Raw genomic sequence first — 16,589 nt, 5'->3', positions numbered from 1 at the left:
CTTGCGACATTATTTATTGAATTGTTTTTCCCGACTTCTTATGAACTCTAACATAACTTTCCCCGACCAATTTTTTACCTACTCGGCCACGCTTACCATTATCGTCCACTACCATCACATTGGAGACATGAATGGGTGAAGATACTTCCACAACCTGACCTTTCTGATCAGCCCGCTTGGATTTCTGGTGTCGTTTTTTAATATTCACTCCGGAAATCAGGACTAAATTTCTAGCAGGAAAGGCCTTGGCCACCTTGCCTGTGGTGCCTTTGTCTTTGCCGGTAATTACTATGATATTGTCTCCCTTTTTGATCTTCATAAGTCTAAGGATTTAAACGATTTCCGGAGCCCGTGAAGCAATAGTCTGATAACCGAATTCAGCAATTTCCCGAGGAATTGGTCCGAAAACACGGCCAGCGATCGGCTCTTTCTTGCCTTTCTCCAAAATCACAACGGCGTTCTCATCAAAGCGAACATATGAACCATCCTTGCGCCGATAGGCTTTCTTCTGACGAACCACCACGGCCTGAAGAACGTCCTTCTTTTTGACCTGCTTTCGAGGTTCGGCCTTCTGAACAGACAAAACTACTTCCTCGCCGATTTCAGCATATCGCTTCTTGGAAGAGCCAAGTACTTTGAAAATGCGACCGATCTTGGCGCCGGAATTATCTACAATATTTACGATGGAACGTGGCTGAATCATATTTAAGCAATTACTTTAAAGTGTTTATCTTTGGAAATCGGACGACACTCTTCAATTCGGACTTTCTCTCCCATCTTGTGAGCATTGCCCGGATCGTGAGCTTTGTATCGTTTGGCGTGCTTGATGTATTTACCGTATTTCGGATGTTTGACATATCTTTCCACTCGCACAACGACAGTGTCTTTCATTTTGTCAGACATGATAACACCGGAAAGAATGCGGCGACGGATATTCGGTTGGGGATTTGTGGTAGCCATAATTATTTTGCCGATACTTTTGGTTGATTAAGTTCAGTCAGAATGCGGGCAATATCTTTTCGGAGTCCCCTGCCTTCTTTGACATTTCGAACCTTGCTTCCGGAAAGATTAAAATGAAAATTCTTTAGCGCTTCTCGTTTTTCTTTGAGAGTTTTCGCCAATTCTCTTTCGTCTTTTCCTTTGTAAGTTGTTTTTTTCATGGCTTTAAATGTCGTCGCAAGCTCCTTGCGCTTCAGTTATACTCTGGAAACAATTCGGGTCTTTACGGGAAGCTTTGTTCCTGCCTTTCGCAGAGCCTCTCGAGCTACAGCCTCTTCCACTCCATCAATTTCAAACAAAACCCGTCCAGGGAAAACCTGAAATTCATAGCCCTGGAGATCGCCTTTTCCCTTCCCCATGCCGACTTCAGCCGGTTTGGCCGTAAAAGGTCGGTCCGGGAAAACTCGAACCCAGATTTTACCAACTTTGCTGACAGAGCGAGCCAGAACCTTTCGAGCCGATTCAATCTGATTTGATTTGATACGAGCGGGACTCACGGCTTTTAGACCGTAAGAACCAAAAGACACTTCAATGCCTCGCGTCTCCACGCGATCCTTTTTTGCATTCCGACGAGTAGTCTGCCATTTTCGATGTTTTACTTTTTTAGGATATAGCATAAATAAAAATTATTTTCTGTCTTTCTCAAAAATCTCGCCTTTATAAATCCAGACTTTAATACCAATATTGCCGTAAGGCAGATTGGCTTCGTATCGAACGAAATCAATGTCGGCTCTGAAAGTCTGAAGTGGAATGCGACCCTTTTTAAGTTCCTCTTTTCGAGACATATCGGCGCCGCCGAGACGACCCGAAAGGAGAATCTTAACTCCCTGAACATCACGATTAGCCATGGCTTTATCAACCATCTGCTTCATTACTCGTCGAAAAGGCAGGCGCTTCTCGAGCCCCTCGGCAATCATCTGGGCAATAATGGAAGCATTGGATTCCGGTGAGCGAATTTCCTCAATATCAATTTTTAATTCTTCATTTTTTGGTTCGATACCAAGCTTTCGCATCTGCTTCAAAATATCATTTCGGAGTTTAGTGGCACCTTCACCGCTGCGGCCGATGATCATACCTGGTCGGGAACTTTTAATAATGACTCGCAAATTTTTCTGATTGCGCTCCATTTCGATTGAGCTGACAAAAAGACCGCGCATTTTTTTCTCCAGCCATTCACGGAGTAAAATGTCGCAGCGAAGATAGTCTCGATACTGTTTGTTAATACCGAACCAGCGAGACTTCCAGTCTCGAATGATGCCTAATCTATGGGAATATGGGTGAACGGTATGTGACATTTTATTTTGTTTCTTTAGTGCCGAGGGAAATGGTGATGTGACTGGTGCGTTTATTAATGGCTGACGCCGATCCTCGGGCTCGGGGCATAATTCTCTTCAAAGTTACTCCTTTATTGACTTGAATTTCTTTCACAAACAAATCGGTCTCGCTAAGGTTTTGGGTTTTGGCGTTAGCGATGGCGCTCTTCAGGAGTTTACTCAATTCTTGGGCGGCCTTCTTGTTGGCAAACTGTAAAGTAACTAAAGCGTCAGTGGCCTTCTTGCCGCGAATGAGATCAGCTACTAAGCGGACCTTGCGAGGGGACTGTCGATAAGTTTTAAGAGCGGCGCGCATGATAGTGAAAATTATTTGGCGGGAGCTTTATTGGCAGTGGCGTCGGCGGCGGCGCGGGCCGATTTGGCGGCGTTAATTTCCGCTTCGCGAGCAGCCGCTTCCTGTTCTTTCTGCATCTTTCCTCCGTGTCGCAGGAACTTCTTAGTCGGTGAAAACTCCCCTAATTTGTGGCCGACCATCTCTTCCGTAACGAAAACTTCGAGATGCTGCTTGCCATTGTGCACCCCGAAGGTAAAGCCGATCATTTCCGGACTGATGTCGCTTCGACGAGCCCAAGTCTTAATCACACCGGTCTGGGTCGGCTTCTTTCCCTCAATTTTCTTCAATAATTTGGCGTCCACAAAGGGACCTTTTTTAAGTGATCGTGTCATTTTTTGACTGAAAATGCCGCCATCGGCGGCTTAAAACATAGTAGCAGAAGCAAAGAGGCTGTCAAATTAGCCCGATTTAGATGAAATTTTGATAAACAAAAGACAAAGGGGTGCCTAACCCCCTATTTTCTTTTTCTTATAAACGAACTCAGGAAAAATACTATAGAGAGTATTATAAAAATTCCTCCCCAGAATACTGGTACTACCCCCAGCAAGAAAAGGGTCTGATGGTTTACCCCATAATATAAAAACATAATCAAAGCTAAAATTAGAAAAATTAAACTAAATACTCTAGATTTTTTCACACCTTAATTATCTCATACGTTATTTGAATCAAAAACCGCCTTTCGGCGGTTTTTAATTTTATCTATTCTTCCCTACCTTCCTTCGAGAAACAATCATGGTATTGGAGTATTTCTTAGCGCGGCGAGATTTCTGGCCTTTGCCTGTTGGCTTACCATAAATACTTTTAGCGCGGCGAGTTCCACGGCCTTGGCGGCCTTCTCCTCCTCCGTATGGATGATCCACTGGGTTCATAGCCGTACCTCGGACAGTTGGACGAATGCCCTTCCAGCGAGAACGTCCGGCCTTACCGAAATTCTGCAGACGGTTTTCATCATTTGAAACTTCGCCGATGGAAGCCCAAGCGCTGTCTTTGATTTTTCGCACTTCAGTGGAAGGCAACTTCACTTGAGTATATCCTTCGTCCTGCGCCACCACTTCAGCATAGTTGCCAGCAGCACGGGAAAGGACTCCACCAGAGCCCGGTTTTACTTCCACGTTGTAAATAAAAGTACCGACTGGAATATTTCGAAGTGGCAGACGATTTCCTGATTTTAATTCGGCTTTTTCGGAAACGAGAATACTATCACCCACTTTCAAAGATTTCGGCAGCAAGGTGTATCGTTTCTCGCCATCGGCATAAATTAAAAGAGAGATGAAGCCGGAGCGGTTTGGATCGTATTCAATGGTAGAAATCTTGGCCGGAATGTCCTTTTTATCAAATCGAAAATCAATTTCTCGGAAAAGACGCTTGTGACCGGCACCCTTGTGACGAGTAGTGATGCGTCCCTGATTGTTTCGCCCGACTGAACGCTTGAATCCTTTGGTCAGTGATTTCTCCGGCTCGGTCGCGTTAAAAACTCCACGATAAGAGACATGGCTCATTTGTCGGCGTGATGGTGATGTGGGTTTATAACTTTTCATAAAAAGTCTCTAGAACTCGATCTTATCTCCTTCTTTTAAATAAACATAAGCTTTCTTCACCCCTCGAGTTCGACCGACCATGCCTTTATGCATTACCTGTTTGCCGGGATTTTTGGTGATGTTCACCTTGATCGGCTTCACTTTGTAAACTTGATTTACTTCACGGGCAATATCTTTCTTGGTAGCCTCGGTGGTTACTTCAAAAGTATAGACATTAGCCGAATTAACCAAACTACCTTTCTCGGTAACCCGAGGGCGAATGATAGCGTTTTGGTTTTTTAAATTCAAACTCATGATGATCAGTTAATATTTATTCTTTCTTCTTAGCCGCCATCTTGCCTTCAATAAATTTTACCGATTCGGTCGGATTGGTGATTACTAAGAATTTGTGATTGAGAATATCCAAAGCATTTAAATTTCGCACTTCTTCCACCATCAAATTGCTGAAGTTGTTAAAACTTTTCTTTACATTTTCATCTTTGCCTGGAATGGCGATGTAAGCGGAGCGATTAACCTTAAGAGAAGTCAAAAGTCCTTTGGCGTCACGAGTTTTTGGAGTGGCAAAATTTAAATTTTCTAAGAAAATAACTTCGCCGTCCTTTAACTTCTTGGAAATCACGGTGTAAAGAGCCTTGGCTTTCATCTTCTTATTAATCTTTTTCTTGTAGTTCTTGTCGTTGCGTGGTCCGTGAGCGACACCTCCACCAACCCAGATCGGTGAGCGAGTAGAACCGTGTCGGGCTCGGCCAGTGCCTTTCTGCTGCCATGGCTTCTTGCCTCCACCGGAGACGTCGCCGCGATCTTTGGTGTGAGCCCAGGCGTTTCGCTGATTATTTTGAATGGAAGTAACAACCTGGTGAACCAGATCGGCATTCCAAGGCAATCCGAAAACGTTTTCCGGCAGCGTAATGTTGCCAGACTCCTTGCCTTTTTGGTTGTAGATTTTAGCTTCCATTTTATTTGGCAACAATTTCTACCAGAGTTCCGCGAACGCCGGGAATAGCTCCCTTGATTAACAATTCATTATTTTCCGGATCAACTTTAATTACTTCCAGATTTTTTACCGTTACTCTCTCGCCACCCATGCGACCGGCCATGCGCCGATTCTTGAAGACTCGCTGATAACCGGCCGTGCCGATTGAACCCGGTTCTCGTTCTGAATGTTTCTGGCCGTGACTGCGCGGACCGCCGTGAAAGCCGTGACGCTTTACTACTCCCTGAAAGCCTTTGCCTTTAGAGGTGGCAGAAACGGTTACTTTATCACCAGCGACAAAAACTGCCGGCTCGATTTTGGAACCGCGATTTAAGTCTCCGACAGCCGTTCGGAATTCTTTTAAATGTCGAAGGTTGCCTAAATCTTTTAAATGACCTTTTTCGGCTTTTCGCATTCTCTTTTCTTTTTTCTCGCCAAAACCGACTTGAACGGCTTCGTAGCCATCTTTCTCTTTGGTTTTTACTTGAGTAACAGTTAGCGGAGCAGTTTTAATGACCGTTACGGGATAAACCGTGCCGTTTTCATCAAAAACTTCCGTCATTTTCTGTTTTGTTCCAAGTAAAAATTTCATATCTGTTTTAGATGCAGATTTTGATACTAGCTTAAATCATCTTAACGTCAATGCTGACTCCGGAAGGCAGACTTAAGTTGGTTAGGGCTTCAATAACTTTGGCGCCCGGATTAACAATGTCCAAAAGTCTTTTATGAACTCGCATTTCGAATTGCTCTCGTGCGTTTTTGTAAACGAAGGCAGCTCGGTTGACAGTGTACTTTTTGATTTCCGTTGGAAGCGGAATCGGTCCGAGAACTTTGGCATCATATCGAAGAGCCGTATCCATGATTTGCTTGACCGACTGATCAAGAATTTTAGATTCGTAAGCCCGCACTCTGATACGAAGTTTGGAAGTCGCTTCAGTAGGAGCGGTGGCCCGCTTTTCAGTTGGCTTCGCCGCAGGCGAAGCGGTTTTGGCGGCGCGTTTTGAGGTCGCGCCGCTCTTCTTAGACACCTTCTTTGGCGCAGCGGCTGAGTCTGCTTTTTTTGGTTTAGCCGTTCTAGGCATATGGCTAATATTAAGCAGTAATCTTAGTAACTACACCGGCGCCGACAGTCTTGCCTCCTTCGCGAATAGCAAAGCGCTGTTGTTCCTCAAGAGCTACGGGGGCAACGAGTTTGACTTTGAAAGTAACGGTGTCTCCCGGCATAACCATTTCTACGCCTTCGTTTAGAGTTACTTCTCCGGTTACGTCAGTAGTTCGAATGTAGAATTGAGGTTTATAACCAGTGAAGAATGGGGTGTGTCGTCCACCTTCTTCCTTTTTCAGAATGTAAACTTCCGATTCAAAGTCAGTGTGAGGCGTCACAGATCCAGTTTTGGCCAAAACCTGTCCTCGATGTACATCTTCTTTCTTAGTACCTCGAAGCAGAATTCCGGCGTTGTCTCCGGCCATACCTTCTGAAAGAGACTTGTTGAACATTTCGATACCGGTGATAGTGGTCTTAGTTGTAGGTTTCAAACCGACAATTTCAACTTCCTCACCAACTTTTACCTTTCCTCGTTCAATTCTTCCGGTTACTACCGTACCTCGTCCTTCAATTGAGAAGATGTCTTCTACCGGCATCAGGAACGGCTTATCGGTTTCTCGAACTGGAGTTGGGATGTAAGTATCTAGAGCGTTAACCAAATCAATAATTGGCTTAGCTCCCTCATCATCAAAACTCTTGGCTTCCAGAGCTTTAGTGGATGAGCCTCGAATGACCGGAGCATTGTCTCCGTCAAAATCATTCTTGGTTAGAAGTTCGCGAATTTCAGCCTCAACCAGGTCAATCAAGTCTTTGTCGGGCACCATGTCACACTTGTTTAAGTAAACGATGATTTTTGGCACTCCAACTTGCTTGGCCAGAAGAACGTGCTCGCGAGTCTGGGGCATAGCGCCGTCAGTAGCGGCTACTACTAGAATAGCGCCGTCCATTTGAGCGGCACCGGTAATCATGTTCTTGATGTAGTCGGCGTGACCCGGAGCGTCAATGTGAGCGTAGTGACGATTCGGTGTCTCATATTCGGAGTGGTGAAGAGCAATAGTAATACCTCGAGCCTTTTCTTCCGGAGCATTGTCAATACCATCTACTCCTTCCACTCGAGCCGAATATCCTTTGTCCTTTCCGAGATTTCCCAGAACATGAAGGATGGCGGCGGTAGTGGTGGTTTTGCCGTGGTCAACGTGACCGATGGTTCCAACGTTGACGTGTGGCTTTGAACGATCAAAATCTGCCATATATTTTTTAGAGATTAGATTGAGGGGTAAGGGTGTAGTAAAGAAAGTTCTCAACTAAACCCTAGACCCTAAATGCTAAACCCTGAATTAATGATAATTATTAATATTTAAACCTGTCTGCATCTCTCCAGAGTCTGCAAACATGATTTCTTATTCCACAAGTTCGCCGTAGCGAACATGGTGGTCCCTCGTTTAGGCCGTTTGACCCAAGAGGGTCTTAGCAAAACGTGTAAGAGTGATGATAACAAACTAAAGAGAGAAGTCAACGTTAAGCGGATTACGGACGATCTAAAAATGGGGAGAAGATGGGGAAAAATTGAGGATAAAAGAGAGGGGCGGCCGAAGGCCGCCCCTCTCTTTTATCATTTGACATAAGAAATTCTTAAAGTAACCTTAGGGCCAGAACAAAAGACTATGGATCCTACCTTTAAGAAGGCCGAACTCGACAATTTAAGGATTTTCAACGAACAGCTCCGAAAACACTTCAACCAATTGATGGTGGTAATCCACCAACATCCTGATGAAATAATGGATGGGACGCCACCCAAAAGGAGAGATGTTTCAAAGACTGATCTCTATCTGGGCCGAGTAAATGGTGGAATTGATTATCTGAAGCTAACCTCAACTCCCTCCGGCAGCCAACTTTTCCCTTCCACAAAGATTGCCTACGAAGCAAGAGACGGGATAAAAGTTGCAGCAATCTGTCCTCATTTCCCAAATCGTCGCTTCGTAAGGTTTGTTACTTTACTTCCCTGGGAAGAAGAAGGAAGCAGCTTGGCAATCTCTTTCGAAAATGACTTACCGAAACTCGATCACTCTCTCCAAGATCGGGTTGAAAGGTTGAAGGAGGCCTTTCTGCAAGCTGAATAGTAGCCGAAGCGCGAAAGTTAGTGCGCTTCGGCTGTTTTATTTAATTTAACCGACAGTCCCATCTTTTCTCTTATGAATAGTTATCTGGTTTCCGTCAGGATCGGTAATCATGGCCATGTGGCACACTGGAGTATCGATAAAATCTTGAAGAACCTTCACGCCTTTTGATTTCAAATATTTAATCGCTTCGCCAACATCGTCTACGGCGAGGCCCACTGATGGTCCTTCCTTTTTCTCTTTTGGTTTTTCTTCGGCAAAATTGCCGATAGTTAAAGTGACATTACTCAAATCAAATTCGGCGAATTTATCTCCTTCAAAAGTAGATTTTAGTCCCAGCACATCTTTATAAAAGACTAATGCTTTAGAAAGATCGCTGACGTCATGATAAATATAATCAACAGCTAGAATTTTCATAGTTTAAGATTAATATTAATGGGTTCATCATAGCAGAAGAGCGGCTGCTTCGCAGCCGCTCCTTTATTTATATTTACTGCAGAGCTAAAAATTATTTACGAGCTTCGACTATACTTTTTTCCACTTGCGGTGGCACGATTTCGTAATGATCAAATTCCATGTTGGCTGAACCACGGCCTTCCGTCATTGAACGCAAAGATGTGACATATCCGAACATTTCCGAAAGAGGCACCTTGGCCTTGATTACTCGAAGCATTGATCTATCTTCCATGCCTTCAATCTGAGCACGTTTAGAGTTGAGATTTCCAGTGATATCGCCCATGAATTTTTCCGGTACCACTACTTCTAATTTCATAATTGGTTCCAAAATCACAGGTCGGGCTTTTTTAGCGGCTGCCTGAAAAGCTTGAGAAGCAGCAATCTTGTAAGCGATTTCTGATGAGTCTACATCATGATATGAGCCGTAAATTAAATCACAGGAAACATTCACCATTGGAAAGCCAGCTACAATGCCTCGAGTCATAGCTTCACGCACTCCTTTTTCGACGGCCGGAATAAATTCATTCGGAATGACCCCTCCTTTGATATTATTGATGAATTCAAAATCGTCATAACGACTAACGTTTTTAGGAATTTTTTTCTCTGGATCAAGCGGCTCCATCGGTTTAATGACAATCTTAACGTGCCCGTACTGACCTTTTCCTCCTGATTGCTTGATATATTTATGTTCTTCTTCGGCCGTGCCAGTAATGGTTTCTCGATATGCTACTTGTGGCTGACCAACGTTAGCTTCCACTCCAAATTCCCGCTTCATTCGATCAATCATGATTTCCAGGTGAAGCTCGCCCATTCCTGAAATAATGGTTTCGCCAGTTTCAGTGTTTGAGCTGACTTTGAAGGTGGGGTCTTCATCGGAAAGTTTTTTCATAGCCATGCCCATTTTTTCTTGATCTGCTTTAGTTTTGGGTTCTATTCTTAACGACACAACCGGTTCAACGAATTTAATTGGGTCCAGAATGATCGGATTTTTTTCATCACAGAAAGTATGGGAGGTCTTGGCACTCTTTAATCCGACAGCTGCCGCAATCTCACCGGCAAATACCTTCTTCACTTCTTCCCGTTTATCGGCTTGGAGTCGGACAATTCGGCCCAATCGCTCCTTGTCTCCAGTCGTTGAATTGTAAATATAAGAGCCGGCTTCAATCGTTCCAGAATAAACTCGGAAGAAAGTCAGCTGTCCGACGAACGGATCGGATTGGAGTTTGAAGGCCAGAGCAGCAAATGGTTCTTCGTCGGAAGCATGTCGAATAATTGGCTCATTTGTCTTTGGATCAATTCCAGTAATCGGTGGAATATCTAAAGGTGAAGGTAGATAATCAACCACGGCATCAAGAATCAACTGAACTCCTTTATTTTTCAAAGCTGATCCTGTAAAAACGGGCACTAGTTTTACTTCAAGAGTGGCCTTGCGCAGAGTCTTCTTCAGATCCTCAATGGCTGGTTCTTTTCCTTCGAGATATGCGCTCATTAGGGCGTCATCCTGTTCAACGATTTTCTCAATTAAGTCGTGTCGATATTTTTTGGCCTCTTCTAAATATTCGGCCGGGATTTCCTTCTCTATAATTTCATTACCCATATTGCCTTCAAAGTAGTAGGCTTTCATTTTCAGAAGATCAATAACTGCTTCAAATTTATCTTCCACTCCGATTGGAATCTGCATTCTCACTGCATTCTTAGTCAAACGATCCAAAATTGATTGGAAAGATCGTTCAAAACTGCCACCTAGACGATCAAGTTTATTAATAAAACAGATTCGAGGCACGTTTCCGTCGTCGGCATATCGCCAGTTTGTCTCTGATTGTGGCTCTACTCCAGCTACTCCATCAAAAACTACCACGGCTCCGTCGAGCACTCGAAGTGATCGCTTTACTTCGGCGGTGAAGTCAATGTGTCCTGGGGTATCGATAATATTAAAACGCATCTTGTTGGAGGTATCCTTTCCCATATAGGTTGGATTCCAAAAACAAGTAATGGCGGCGGCCGTAATGGTGATACCACGCTCTCGCTCTTGCTCCATCCAGTCCGTGGTTGTGTTTCCTTCATGAACTTCTCCAATTTTGTGTGATTCTCCGGTGTAATAAAGAATACGCTCGGAAGTGGTAGTCTTTCCGGCATCAATGTGGGCAATAATTCCGAAATTTCGGACTCTTTCTAAAGGATAATCTCGATTCATGTCTTAATTTTTGATTTAAAAAACGACTCGGTGAGTCGTTTTCAAAAGATATCATTTATTTAAAAAGTTGGCAATTAAAAATCGCGCCGGCTTTAGGCGCGATTTAGATTGATTTTGGCCGGGTTGATGGAGAGCCGCTCACGTTTATCCTGCCGCAAAATTCCCTTTTTCTGAAGCCGAGACGCTGCTTTCTTAATTTGATTGCGTTTCCACTCCTTTTGATCTTCCGGAACATTCGCCGAAAGGCGCTGAGCTAAATCATCAAGACCAATTGGGCCAGCTTCGCAAATCTTTTTAATGATCCTTCGAGTCATTCTGACCCACTTATAGCATTAAATTTAAAATAAACAAGAAAGCGGCGCCTTCGGCGCCGCTTTCTTTCTCAATTAAAATTTAGTCTTTGATTACCAGGCAAAATGAGCAAAAGCTTTGTTGGCCTCCGCCATCTTATGAGTATTCTCGCGCTTCTTCACGGCTTCTCCTTCATTTTTAGAAGCGGCAATGATTTCATCGGCTAATTTAAGATGCATTGGTTGACCCTTTTTAGATTTAGCGGCCTGAATAATCCATTTCATTGAAAGTTGCTGACGTCGCTCCGGTCGAACTTCTCGCGGCACTTGATAATTAGCGCCTCCCACTCTTCGAGATCGCACTTCCATTTGAGGAGCGGTGTTTTTCAAAGCGGTATCGAATACTTCCAGAGGATTATCCGTCTTATTTTTTTCCTTGATTGATTCAAAAGCGCCGTAAACAATTTTTCGAGCGGCATTTTTTTTGCCTCTTTCCATGCAGTAATTAATAAACTTAGCCACCTTCTCTGAATCGTAGGTCGCTTCCGGTCGAACTTTATTTCTATTTTTAACTTTTCTTCGCATTCTTACTTTTTATTTAGGTTTCTTCGTCCCATACATACTTCTAACCTTTCGGCGCTTCTCGACTCCGGTTGCATCAAGCTTGCCTCGAACAATGGTGTATCTAACACCAATATCCTTTACTTTTCCTGATCGAAGTAAAACTACCGAGTGTTCTTGTAGATTATGACCTTCACCCGGAATGTAAGCGGTTACTTCCATGCCGTTAGTCAGTCTGACACGAGCAATCTTTCGAATGGCGGAGTTCGGCTTCTTTGGAGTCTTAGTCGTAACCTTAGTACAGACGCCTCTTTTAAAAGGAGAGGGATTGTACCCCGGTCGATTCTTCAGAGTATTGAAAGTGCGCGTTAAAGCCACCGCCTTAATTTTGCGGATCGGTTTTACTCTTTTTCGTTTTACTAACTGATTAATAGTAGCCATAAAGGTGGCTATTAATGTAATACATGAAAATTAAAATTGCAAATTAGGGGGTTAAACCGGAATACCGGTCACCGTGGCAAAAATCGAAGCAATTAAGGGGGTCAGATATTGCCAAAAAAAGATAACAAAGACCAACACTAAAACAAACCCATATCGCTCTAGATTAAAGCGAATAGCTCTGGCTCGATAGGGCAAAATGGAAAAAAGAATCTTCGAGCCGTCGAGTGGCGGAATCGGCACCAGATTAAATATAGCCAGAACAATATTAATCAGCACCACCGTACTCATCAAAGTTAGAGCTCGAAGAGACAGAACGTCGGCATAAAATCGAATAATCAGCCCGAAGAGAAGAAAGATAAAAATATTTACCAAGGGACCGGCAATGGCTACGATAGCTTCTCCCCAACGCTGATTACGCAAATTGAATGGATTGTAGGGCACCGGCTTGGCCCAGCCGATCATAAAAGGCGAGCCGGAAAATATTAAAAGCAGAGGAAGAAGAATGGAGCCGATTAAATCAAGGTGTGGAATAGGGTTGAGAGTCAGGCGGCCGGCATAACGAGCGGTCGGATCTCCCAGTCTTTCAGCGGCATAGCCATGGGAAATTTCATGGATAATGACAGAAAAAAGCAGGATAACAATGGAAAAAATGAGAGTAGTGGAATCAGTCATAAATTTGCCAAGGAAGTTAAAGTTATGATAGCATCCTTTTAATTATGGCTAAAGTTTGTGCAGTAACAAAACGAGGTTCCCGAGTCGGCGGTGGTTACTCCAACCGCACTCGAGCTACCCAATTCAATCCGACTGGGCGTGTTCGGAAGTACCCGAACCTGCAGAAAAAGCGTATTTATATTCCAGAGTTACAAAAATATATGACTCTCAATCTCTCCACTCGAGCTCTCAAGACCATTCAAAAGAATGGAGCCTACCAAACCTTAAAGAAAGCCGGGGTAATCTAAATAAAAACGCCCCGAGATTAACTCGGTGCGTGGACAGGAATTTCTTCTTCGGTTAAATCGATCTTAATCGTAGAAGTATGTTCAATGATAGTGATATCGTAGTATTGCATCCCCTTCTCTTTGAGTTTTTCTTCGGTGAGTGAGTCAGTTGGATCCACACACTTTAGTATTTCTCGAACTTCCTCCTCTACTTCTGCTAGGGCAGCTGATTTGATTTTCGAGTATTGACCTTTGCGTCGAAGATCCTTGTGATCAAATCGAACCCGCCTAATAGACTCCTGATTTCCAGCAAAAGTTATGAGCGGTTTTAAGACGATCACTTCAAAATCGCGGGTAACTTTTTCCATATTATTCCAGTTGTATGTTAGCTCTTTAGGTTGAGCTGTCAATGAGAGCTGTCGTAAGTCAAATTTGTTCCGTTACTTTTCAAAACAATGGTTCCCAATTCATAAGTTTTTAAGAGCTGAGTGTGATATTTATTCAGAATATCGATCGTATCGTGATGAGGAAAACCGTAGCGGTTGTGGAGGCCGGCGGAGATGACTGTGTAAACAGGCTGAACTGTTTGCACATATAAATCGCTGGTGGAAGTTTTGGAGCCATGATGTCCGGCTTTTAGGACGTCGCTTTTTAAATTGGCGCCATCAAGCGAAACCAAATAATTTTCAATCATTTGAGGTGAATCCCCCTGGAAAAGAAAGGAGTTGTGCCCGTAAGTCAGCCGCGCCACAATTGAGCTGGTGTTAGTATCCCAGGTTTCCGGATCGCGATCCGGAAAAAGAATAGTTAAATAAATTTTTCGCCTTCGATCCAAAATAATGCGCATGCCGCGACGAGCCAGAACTTTTGGGAGATTTTTTGCTGTTATAGTGTCCTCGATTTTCTTATAGGTTTCTGTGTCAGTGTTTGAACCCGGTTCCATTACTTCGTTCACTTGATAGTCGTTAAGAATTGATTGAAATCCAGCCACATGATCGGCATCGGGATGAGTCAGGATGATTAAGTCGAGGTGACGATCGTAAAATGGCAATTGTTTGGAGAGTTCTGATTCGACGGCGGCCCCTCCGGGGCCGCCGTCTATCATCATCTTATTGCCATTCGGCGCTTCTATTAAAATAGCGTCGCCCTGCCCGATATTTAGGAAAGCCACTTTCAAAATGTTGCCGCGATTCTCCCAAACGGCAACATACCAGATAGCTAAATTAAGGAGAACCAAAAGACCCACTACAGCTAGAATGATTTTAGATTTGTATTTCGAGACAATCAGAAATGTTACTATATAAAATACGTCTTAAAATCATTATTAATTAACTCTAAAATCTATGCCTCAAGATCCTTATGTTGAGAAAAAATTTAATATTCCCGAACTCAAGGGAATTTCAAAGAAAACTATCGAGGAGCACCTTAAGCTTTACGCCGGCTACGTTAAAAACACCAATCTCATTATGAAAATTCAAGCCGATTACGGCGAGACGGAGGATGAGGGCGGCAAATTTTCACTGGCCGAGGTAAGACGTCGTTTTGCTTTTGAATTTAACGGCATGCGCAATCACGAATATTACTTTGAGCAGTTTGAAGGCGGCCCAATGGCCGCTAGCGCCGGTGGGGCCTTTTATAAAAGCATTGTTGATCAATTTGGCAGTTTTGAAAAATGGCTGGAAGGATTCAAACAAATCGCCATGACCCGCGGCATCGGCTGGGCCAACCTGTACCTTGACCAACGCACCGGTAAAATTCTTAATCATTGGATAGACGAGCAGCACCTCGGGCACTTAAATTCCTTACGATTCCTGCTAGGTCTCGATATGTGGGAGCATTCTTACCTATTCGATTACACTCCCGCCGACAAGAAGAAATATGTAGAAGCCTTCTTCGAAAATCTCAATTGGGGCGTGGTGGAAGATAGGTTTGAGAAAGCAATTTAAGAATTTTCTATTATTTTGATATCTTCGACCTCGGAGAAATCGGTCAAAGCGGCCTGCCGGCGATTGAAAGGCAGGCCGCTTTCTTTGATCTTAAATTCAGTTTTATTCTTCCGGAAATAAATGAAAATATAAAATCCGTAAGTAATGATCAGAAGCCAAAAAGAGAATGAAATTTTCAACAAAACGAAAGGAATGCTGGCGAAAAATTTCAAGATAAATAATTCGTAAGAGAGAGCTAGATAGGAAATAAAAGCCCCCGGCAAAGCAATAATCGGACTAATAAAGACTAGAAGGCCGCTGATGAATCCGGCTAGCATTATGTACGGAACAATAACCATCATCAGCATATTGGCTGGTACTGAAATTAGAGAAATCTGCCCAATTTGGTAAAGAAGAATCGGTGTCACAAAGACTTGAGCTCCAGTTGTGGCTGAAGCGGTTTGCCGAATCTGAAATTTTTCCGGCAAGAAGTTTAGCCGGCGATCGAAATATGGAGAGAGTGTCATTAAGCCAAGGGTGGCCATGAAACTTAATTGAAAAGACGGGTCGTAGACTAAAATTCTCGGGTTCTGGAGCACCATCAGAAAGCCGGCTAAAAATAGAGCTCGGCGAGCATCATAAACTCGATGAGTAAGCTTAGCCAAGATAGAAATCAGAGCCATGATGGCGGCACGAATTATGGTAGAGGTGCCGCCAGCCATAATCGAAAACAAAATAATAGAGACGGCGCCGGCTAAGAAGCCGCCGGCGCCGGGCAGAAATCTAAAAAATCTGATCATCGCTTCCGCCACAATAGTAATGTTGTAGCCGGACAAGACGACAATTTGCAGAGTACCGGTCTTTTGAAATTGATCTAGCAAATCTTTGGGCAAAGATTTCTTACCAGCCACGATCAAGCCGCCGGCAAAGCTCGAATGCGGTTCAGGTAAAACTTTTTTGAGATTTCCGAGAAAGAGATTTTTGATTCTAAACAGTTGTCGTTTAAGGAAATTACCGTGCCCGGATGAAATAACTTTAACTTCGGCTCGATTAATCAAATAATAAATTCCGTCTTTGGCCAGATATTCCGGATAATTAAATGAATTGCCATTTTCAGAATCGATTTTTTGCGGTAACTGCAGTTTCCCATCAATCTCAACCTCATCACCATATTGAAAGATGGTATTCGGTGGCGCTCGAACCAAAATTTTTTCCGAGTGTTTTTTGTCAATACTTTTGTCAAGAATCTTCTCCGGTAAAACTACTAAATTGGTGCTGTTTTGCCGCTGATCTGGCTCATCCACTACAACACCAGTTAGGTGAACATTGGTATTAATTTTTGAGAAGAAAATAGGATCATATTTATGCCTCAACAATCCAAAAATAGAAATTAGGAAAACCAGAGCGAAAAAACTCCAGACGAAAATATAAAACTTCATGCTTG

General features: G+C 43.4%; 25 protein-coding genes and 1 pseudogene. 3 read left to right on the top strand and 23 right to left on the bottom strand.

The window, feature by feature from the left end:
- Positions 1 to 13: 13 nt before the first annotated feature.
- From rplX to tuf, 14 genes and pseudogenes are all read right to left on the bottom strand, one after another.
- Positions 14 to 319, bottom strand: coding sequence for a 50S ribosomal protein L24 (rplX, locus tag VFA52_03845; GenBank protein ID HZS43318.1), 306 nt, complete (start codon positions 317 to 319; stop codon positions 14 to 16).
- A gap of 12 nt (positions 320 to 331) precedes the next feature.
- Positions 332 to 703, bottom strand: a complete 372-nt coding sequence (gene rplN / locus VFA52_03840; GenBank protein ID HZS43317.1) for a 50S ribosomal protein L14 — start codon at positions 701 to 703, stop codon at positions 332 to 334.
- A 2-nt stretch (positions 704 to 705) separates the two neighbouring features.
- Positions 706 to 933, bottom strand: a complete 228-nt coding sequence (gene rpsQ, locus VFA52_03835; GenBank protein ID HZS43316.1) for a 30S ribosomal protein S17 — start codon at positions 931 to 933, stop codon at positions 706 to 708.
- Between the two features lie 29 nt (positions 934 to 962).
- Positions 963 to 1,160, bottom strand: a complete 198-nt coding sequence (gene rpmC, locus VFA52_03830) for a 50S ribosomal protein L29 (GenBank protein HZS43315.1) — start codon at positions 1,158 to 1,160, stop codon at positions 963 to 965.
- 36 nt (positions 1,161 to 1,196) lie between these two features.
- Positions 1,197 to 1,616 (bottom strand): 50S ribosomal protein L16, encoded by a 420-nt coding sequence (rplP, locus tag VFA52_03825; GenBank protein ID HZS43314.1) that lies wholly within the window; start codon positions 1,614 to 1,616, stop codon positions 1,197 to 1,199.
- 9 nt (positions 1,617 to 1,625) lie between these two features.
- Positions 1,626 to 2,294, bottom strand: a complete 669-nt coding sequence (gene rpsC / locus VFA52_03820) for a 30S ribosomal protein S3 (protein HZS43313.1) — start codon at positions 2,292 to 2,294, stop codon at positions 1,626 to 1,628.
- A gap of 1 nt (position 2,295) precedes the next feature.
- Positions 2,296 to 2,628 (bottom strand): 50S ribosomal protein L22, encoded by a 333-nt coding sequence (gene rplV, locus VFA52_03815; protein ID HZS43312.1) that lies wholly within the window; start codon positions 2,626 to 2,628, stop codon positions 2,296 to 2,298.
- An 11-nt stretch (positions 2,629 to 2,639) separates the two neighbouring features.
- Positions 2,640 to 2,999, bottom strand: coding sequence for a 30S ribosomal protein S19 (gene rpsS / locus VFA52_03810; GenBank protein HZS43311.1), 360 nt, complete (start codon positions 2,997 to 2,999; stop codon positions 2,640 to 2,642).
- 363 nt (positions 3,000 to 3,362) lie between these two features.
- On the bottom strand, positions 3,363 to 4,205 hold the full coding sequence (rplB, locus tag VFA52_03805; GenBank protein HZS43310.1) for a 50S ribosomal protein L2: 843 nt from the start codon (positions 4,203 to 4,205) through the stop codon (positions 3,363 to 3,365).
- 9 nt (positions 4,206 to 4,214) lie between these two features.
- Positions 4,215 to 4,499: a 50S ribosomal protein L23 gene (gene rplW / locus VFA52_03800; GenBank protein ID HZS43309.1), complete on the bottom strand. Its 285-nt coding sequence runs from the start codon at positions 4,497 to 4,499 to the stop codon at positions 4,215 to 4,217.
- Between the two features lie 16 nt (positions 4,500 to 4,515).
- Complete coding sequence (rplD, locus tag VFA52_03795) at positions 4,516 to 5,160, bottom strand: 50S ribosomal protein L4 (protein ID HZS43308.1); 645 nt, start codon at positions 5,158 to 5,160, stop codon at positions 4,516 to 4,518.
- A gap of 1 nt (position 5,161) precedes the next feature.
- The gene (rplC, locus tag VFA52_03790) at positions 5,162 to 5,770 is read right to left on the bottom strand and encodes a 50S ribosomal protein L3 (GenBank protein ID HZS43307.1); all 609 of its coding nucleotides are present in this window, start codon (positions 5,768 to 5,770) and stop codon (positions 5,162 to 5,164) included.
- Between the two features lie 31 nt (positions 5,771 to 5,801).
- Positions 5,802 to 6,101 (bottom strand): annotated as a pseudogene (gene rpsJ / locus VFA52_03785) (30S ribosomal protein S10).
- Between the two features lie 169 nt (positions 6,102 to 6,270).
- Positions 6,271 to 7,473 (bottom strand): elongation factor Tu, encoded by a 1,203-nt coding sequence (gene tuf, locus VFA52_03780; GenBank protein HZS43306.1) that lies wholly within the window; start codon positions 7,471 to 7,473, stop codon positions 6,271 to 6,273.
- A gap of 414 nt (positions 7,474 to 7,887) precedes the next feature.
- On the opposite strand from tuf, the gene VFA52_03775 reads away from it, so the two are divergent.
- Positions 7,888 to 8,343 (top strand): hypothetical protein, encoded by a 456-nt coding sequence (locus VFA52_03775; GenBank protein ID HZS43305.1) that lies wholly within the window; start codon positions 7,888 to 7,890, stop codon positions 8,341 to 8,343.
- A 45-nt stretch (positions 8,344 to 8,388) separates the two neighbouring features.
- Here VFA52_03775 and VFA52_03770 read toward each other — a convergent pair whose 3' ends face one another.
- From VFA52_03770 to VFA52_03745, 6 genes are all read right to left on the bottom strand, one after another.
- On the bottom strand, positions 8,389 to 8,757 hold the full coding sequence (locus VFA52_03770; protein ID HZS43304.1) for a VOC family protein: 369 nt from the start codon (positions 8,755 to 8,757) through the stop codon (positions 8,389 to 8,391).
- A 91-nt stretch (positions 8,758 to 8,848) separates the two neighbouring features.
- Positions 8,849 to 10,990 (bottom strand): elongation factor G, encoded by a 2,142-nt coding sequence (gene fusA / locus VFA52_03765; protein ID HZS43303.1) that lies wholly within the window; start codon positions 10,988 to 10,990, stop codon positions 8,849 to 8,851.
- A 92-nt stretch (positions 10,991 to 11,082) separates the two neighbouring features.
- Positions 11,083 to 11,304 carry a hypothetical protein gene (locus VFA52_03760; GenBank protein HZS43302.1) on the bottom strand — a complete coding sequence of 74 codons (222 nt, stop codon included), beginning with the start codon at positions 11,302 to 11,304 and terminating at the stop codon, positions 11,083 to 11,085.
- A gap of 90 nt (positions 11,305 to 11,394) precedes the next feature.
- Complete coding sequence (rpsG, locus tag VFA52_03755; GenBank protein ID HZS43301.1) at positions 11,395 to 11,865, bottom strand: 30S ribosomal protein S7; 471 nt, start codon at positions 11,863 to 11,865, stop codon at positions 11,395 to 11,397.
- 9 nt (positions 11,866 to 11,874) lie between these two features.
- On the bottom strand, positions 11,875 to 12,282 hold the full coding sequence (rpsL, locus tag VFA52_03750) for a 30S ribosomal protein S12 (GenBank protein ID HZS43300.1): 408 nt from the start codon (positions 12,280 to 12,282) through the stop codon (positions 11,875 to 11,877).
- Between the two features lie 51 nt (positions 12,283 to 12,333).
- Positions 12,334 to 12,954 (bottom strand): site-2 protease family protein, encoded by a 621-nt coding sequence (locus tag VFA52_03745; protein HZS43299.1) that lies wholly within the window; start codon positions 12,952 to 12,954, stop codon positions 12,334 to 12,336.
- 44 nt (positions 12,955 to 12,998) lie between these two features.
- Between VFA52_03745 and VFA52_03740 the strand changes: the two genes are divergently transcribed.
- On the top strand, positions 12,999 to 13,241 hold the full coding sequence (locus VFA52_03740) for a bL28 family ribosomal protein (protein HZS43298.1): 243 nt from the start codon (positions 12,999 to 13,001) through the stop codon (positions 13,239 to 13,241).
- Positions 13,242 to 13,258: 17 nt separating this feature from the next.
- Here VFA52_03740 and VFA52_03735 read toward each other — a convergent pair whose 3' ends face one another.
- Both VFA52_03735 and VFA52_03730 read right to left on the bottom strand, forming a co-directional pair.
- A complete protein-coding gene (locus VFA52_03735; protein ID HZS43297.1) occupies positions 13,259 to 13,588 on the bottom strand; it encodes a hypothetical protein in 330 nt (109 codons plus the stop codon).
- A gap of 38 nt (positions 13,589 to 13,626) precedes the next feature.
- Positions 13,627 to 14,466: an MBL fold metallo-hydrolase gene (locus tag VFA52_03730; GenBank protein HZS43296.1), complete on the bottom strand. Its 840-nt coding sequence runs from the start codon at positions 14,464 to 14,466 to the stop codon at positions 13,627 to 13,629.
- A gap of 97 nt (positions 14,467 to 14,563) precedes the next feature.
- Here VFA52_03730 and VFA52_03725 point away from each other — a divergent pair, with 97 nt between their 5' ends.
- Complete coding sequence (locus VFA52_03725) at positions 14,564 to 15,166, top strand: Fe-Mn family superoxide dismutase (protein HZS43295.1); 603 nt, start codon at positions 14,564 to 14,566, stop codon at positions 15,164 to 15,166.
- On the opposite strand, the gene VFA52_03720 is transcribed toward VFA52_03725, so the two are convergent.
- A complete protein-coding gene (locus VFA52_03720; protein HZS43294.1) occupies positions 15,163 to 16,584 on the bottom strand; it encodes a ComEC/Rec2 family competence protein in 1,422 nt (473 codons plus the stop codon). The genes VFA52_03725 and VFA52_03720 overlap by 4 nt on opposite strands.
- Positions 16,585 to 16,589 lie beyond the last annotated feature (5 nt).

The sequence above is a fragment of the Candidatus Paceibacterota bacterium genome, assembly GCA_035652395.1.
In the GTDB taxonomy this organism is placed as follows: Bacteria; Patescibacteriota; Minisyncoccia; order Phycocordibacterales; family CAJBRS01; genus JADGRH01.
The sequence above is the reverse complement of the archived record's forward strand: the minus strand, read 5'-3'. Positions and strand labels throughout refer to the sequence as shown.

Excerpts from the sequence above, each read along its gene's own strand:
- rplX (HZS43318.1), bottom strand. The coding sequence starts at position 319 with ATGAAGATCAAAAAGGGAGACAATATCATAGTAATTACCGGCAAAGAC.
- rplN (HZS43317.1), bottom strand. The coding sequence starts at position 703 with ATGATTCAGCCACGTTCCATCGTAAATATTGTAGATAATTCCGGCGCC.
- rpmC (HZS43315.1), bottom strand. The coding sequence starts at position 1,160 with ATGAAAAAAACAACTTACAAAGGAAAAGACGAAAGAGAATTGGCGAAA.
- rplP (HZS43314.1), bottom strand. The coding sequence starts at position 1,616 with ATGCTATATCCTAAAAAAGTAAAACATCGAAAATGGCAGACTACTCGT.
- rpsC (HZS43313.1), bottom strand. The coding sequence starts at position 2,294 with ATGTCACATACCGTTCACCCATATTCCCATAGATTAGGCATCATTCGA.
- rplV (HZS43312.1), bottom strand. The coding sequence starts at position 2,628 with ATGCGCGCCGCTCTTAAAACTTATCGACAGTCCCCTCGCAAGGTCCGC.
- rpsS (HZS43311.1), bottom strand. The coding sequence starts at position 2,999 with ATGACACGATCACTTAAAAAAGGTCCCTTTGTGGACGCCAAATTATTG.
- rplB (HZS43310.1), bottom strand. The coding sequence starts at position 4,205 with ATGAAAAGTTATAAACCCACATCACCATCACGCCGACAAATGAGCCAT.
- rplW (HZS43309.1), bottom strand. The coding sequence starts at position 4,499 with ATGAGTTTGAATTTAAAAAACCAAAACGCTATCATTCGCCCTCGGGTT.
- rplD (HZS43308.1), bottom strand. The coding sequence starts at position 5,160 with ATGGAAGCTAAAATCTACAACCAAAAAGGCAAGGAGTCTGGCAACATT.
- rplC (HZS43307.1), bottom strand. The coding sequence starts at position 5,770 with ATGAAATTTTTACTTGGAACAAAACAGAAAATGACGGAAGTTTTTGAT.
- tuf (HZS43306.1), bottom strand. The coding sequence starts at position 7,473 with ATGGCAGATTTTGATCGTTCAAAGCCACACGTCAACGTTGGAACCATC.
- VFA52_03775 (HZS43305.1), top strand. The coding sequence starts at position 7,888 with ATGGATCCTACCTTTAAGAAGGCCGAACTCGACAATTTAAGGATTTTC.
- VFA52_03770 (HZS43304.1), bottom strand. The coding sequence starts at position 8,757 with ATGAAAATTCTAGCTGTTGATTATATTTATCATGACGTCAGCGATCTT.
- fusA (HZS43303.1), bottom strand. The coding sequence starts at position 10,990 with ATGAATCGAGATTATCCTTTAGAAAGAGTCCGAAATTTCGGAATTATT.
- VFA52_03760 (HZS43302.1), bottom strand. The coding sequence starts at position 11,304 with ATGACTCGAAGGATCATTAAAAAGATTTGCGAAGCTGGCCCAATTGGT.
- rpsG (HZS43301.1), bottom strand. The coding sequence starts at position 11,865 with ATGCGAAGAAAAGTTAAAAATAGAAATAAAGTTCGACCGGAAGCGACC.
- rpsL (HZS43300.1), bottom strand. The coding sequence starts at position 12,282 with ATGGCTACTATTAATCAGTTAGTAAAACGAAAAAGAGTAAAACCGATC.
- VFA52_03745 (HZS43299.1), bottom strand. The coding sequence starts at position 12,954 with ATGACTGATTCCACTACTCTCATTTTTTCCATTGTTATCCTGCTTTTT.
- VFA52_03740 (HZS43298.1), top strand. The coding sequence starts at position 12,999 with ATGGCTAAAGTTTGTGCAGTAACAAAACGAGGTTCCCGAGTCGGCGGT.
- VFA52_03735 (HZS43297.1), bottom strand. The coding sequence starts at position 13,588 with ATGGAAAAAGTTACCCGCGATTTTGAAGTGATCGTCTTAAAACCGCTC.
- VFA52_03725 (HZS43295.1), top strand. The coding sequence starts at position 14,564 with ATGCCTCAAGATCCTTATGTTGAGAAAAAATTTAATATTCCCGAACTC.
- VFA52_03720 (HZS43294.1), bottom strand. The coding sequence starts at position 16,584 with ATGAAGTTTTATATTTTCGTCTGGAGTTTTTTCGCTCTGGTTTTCCTA.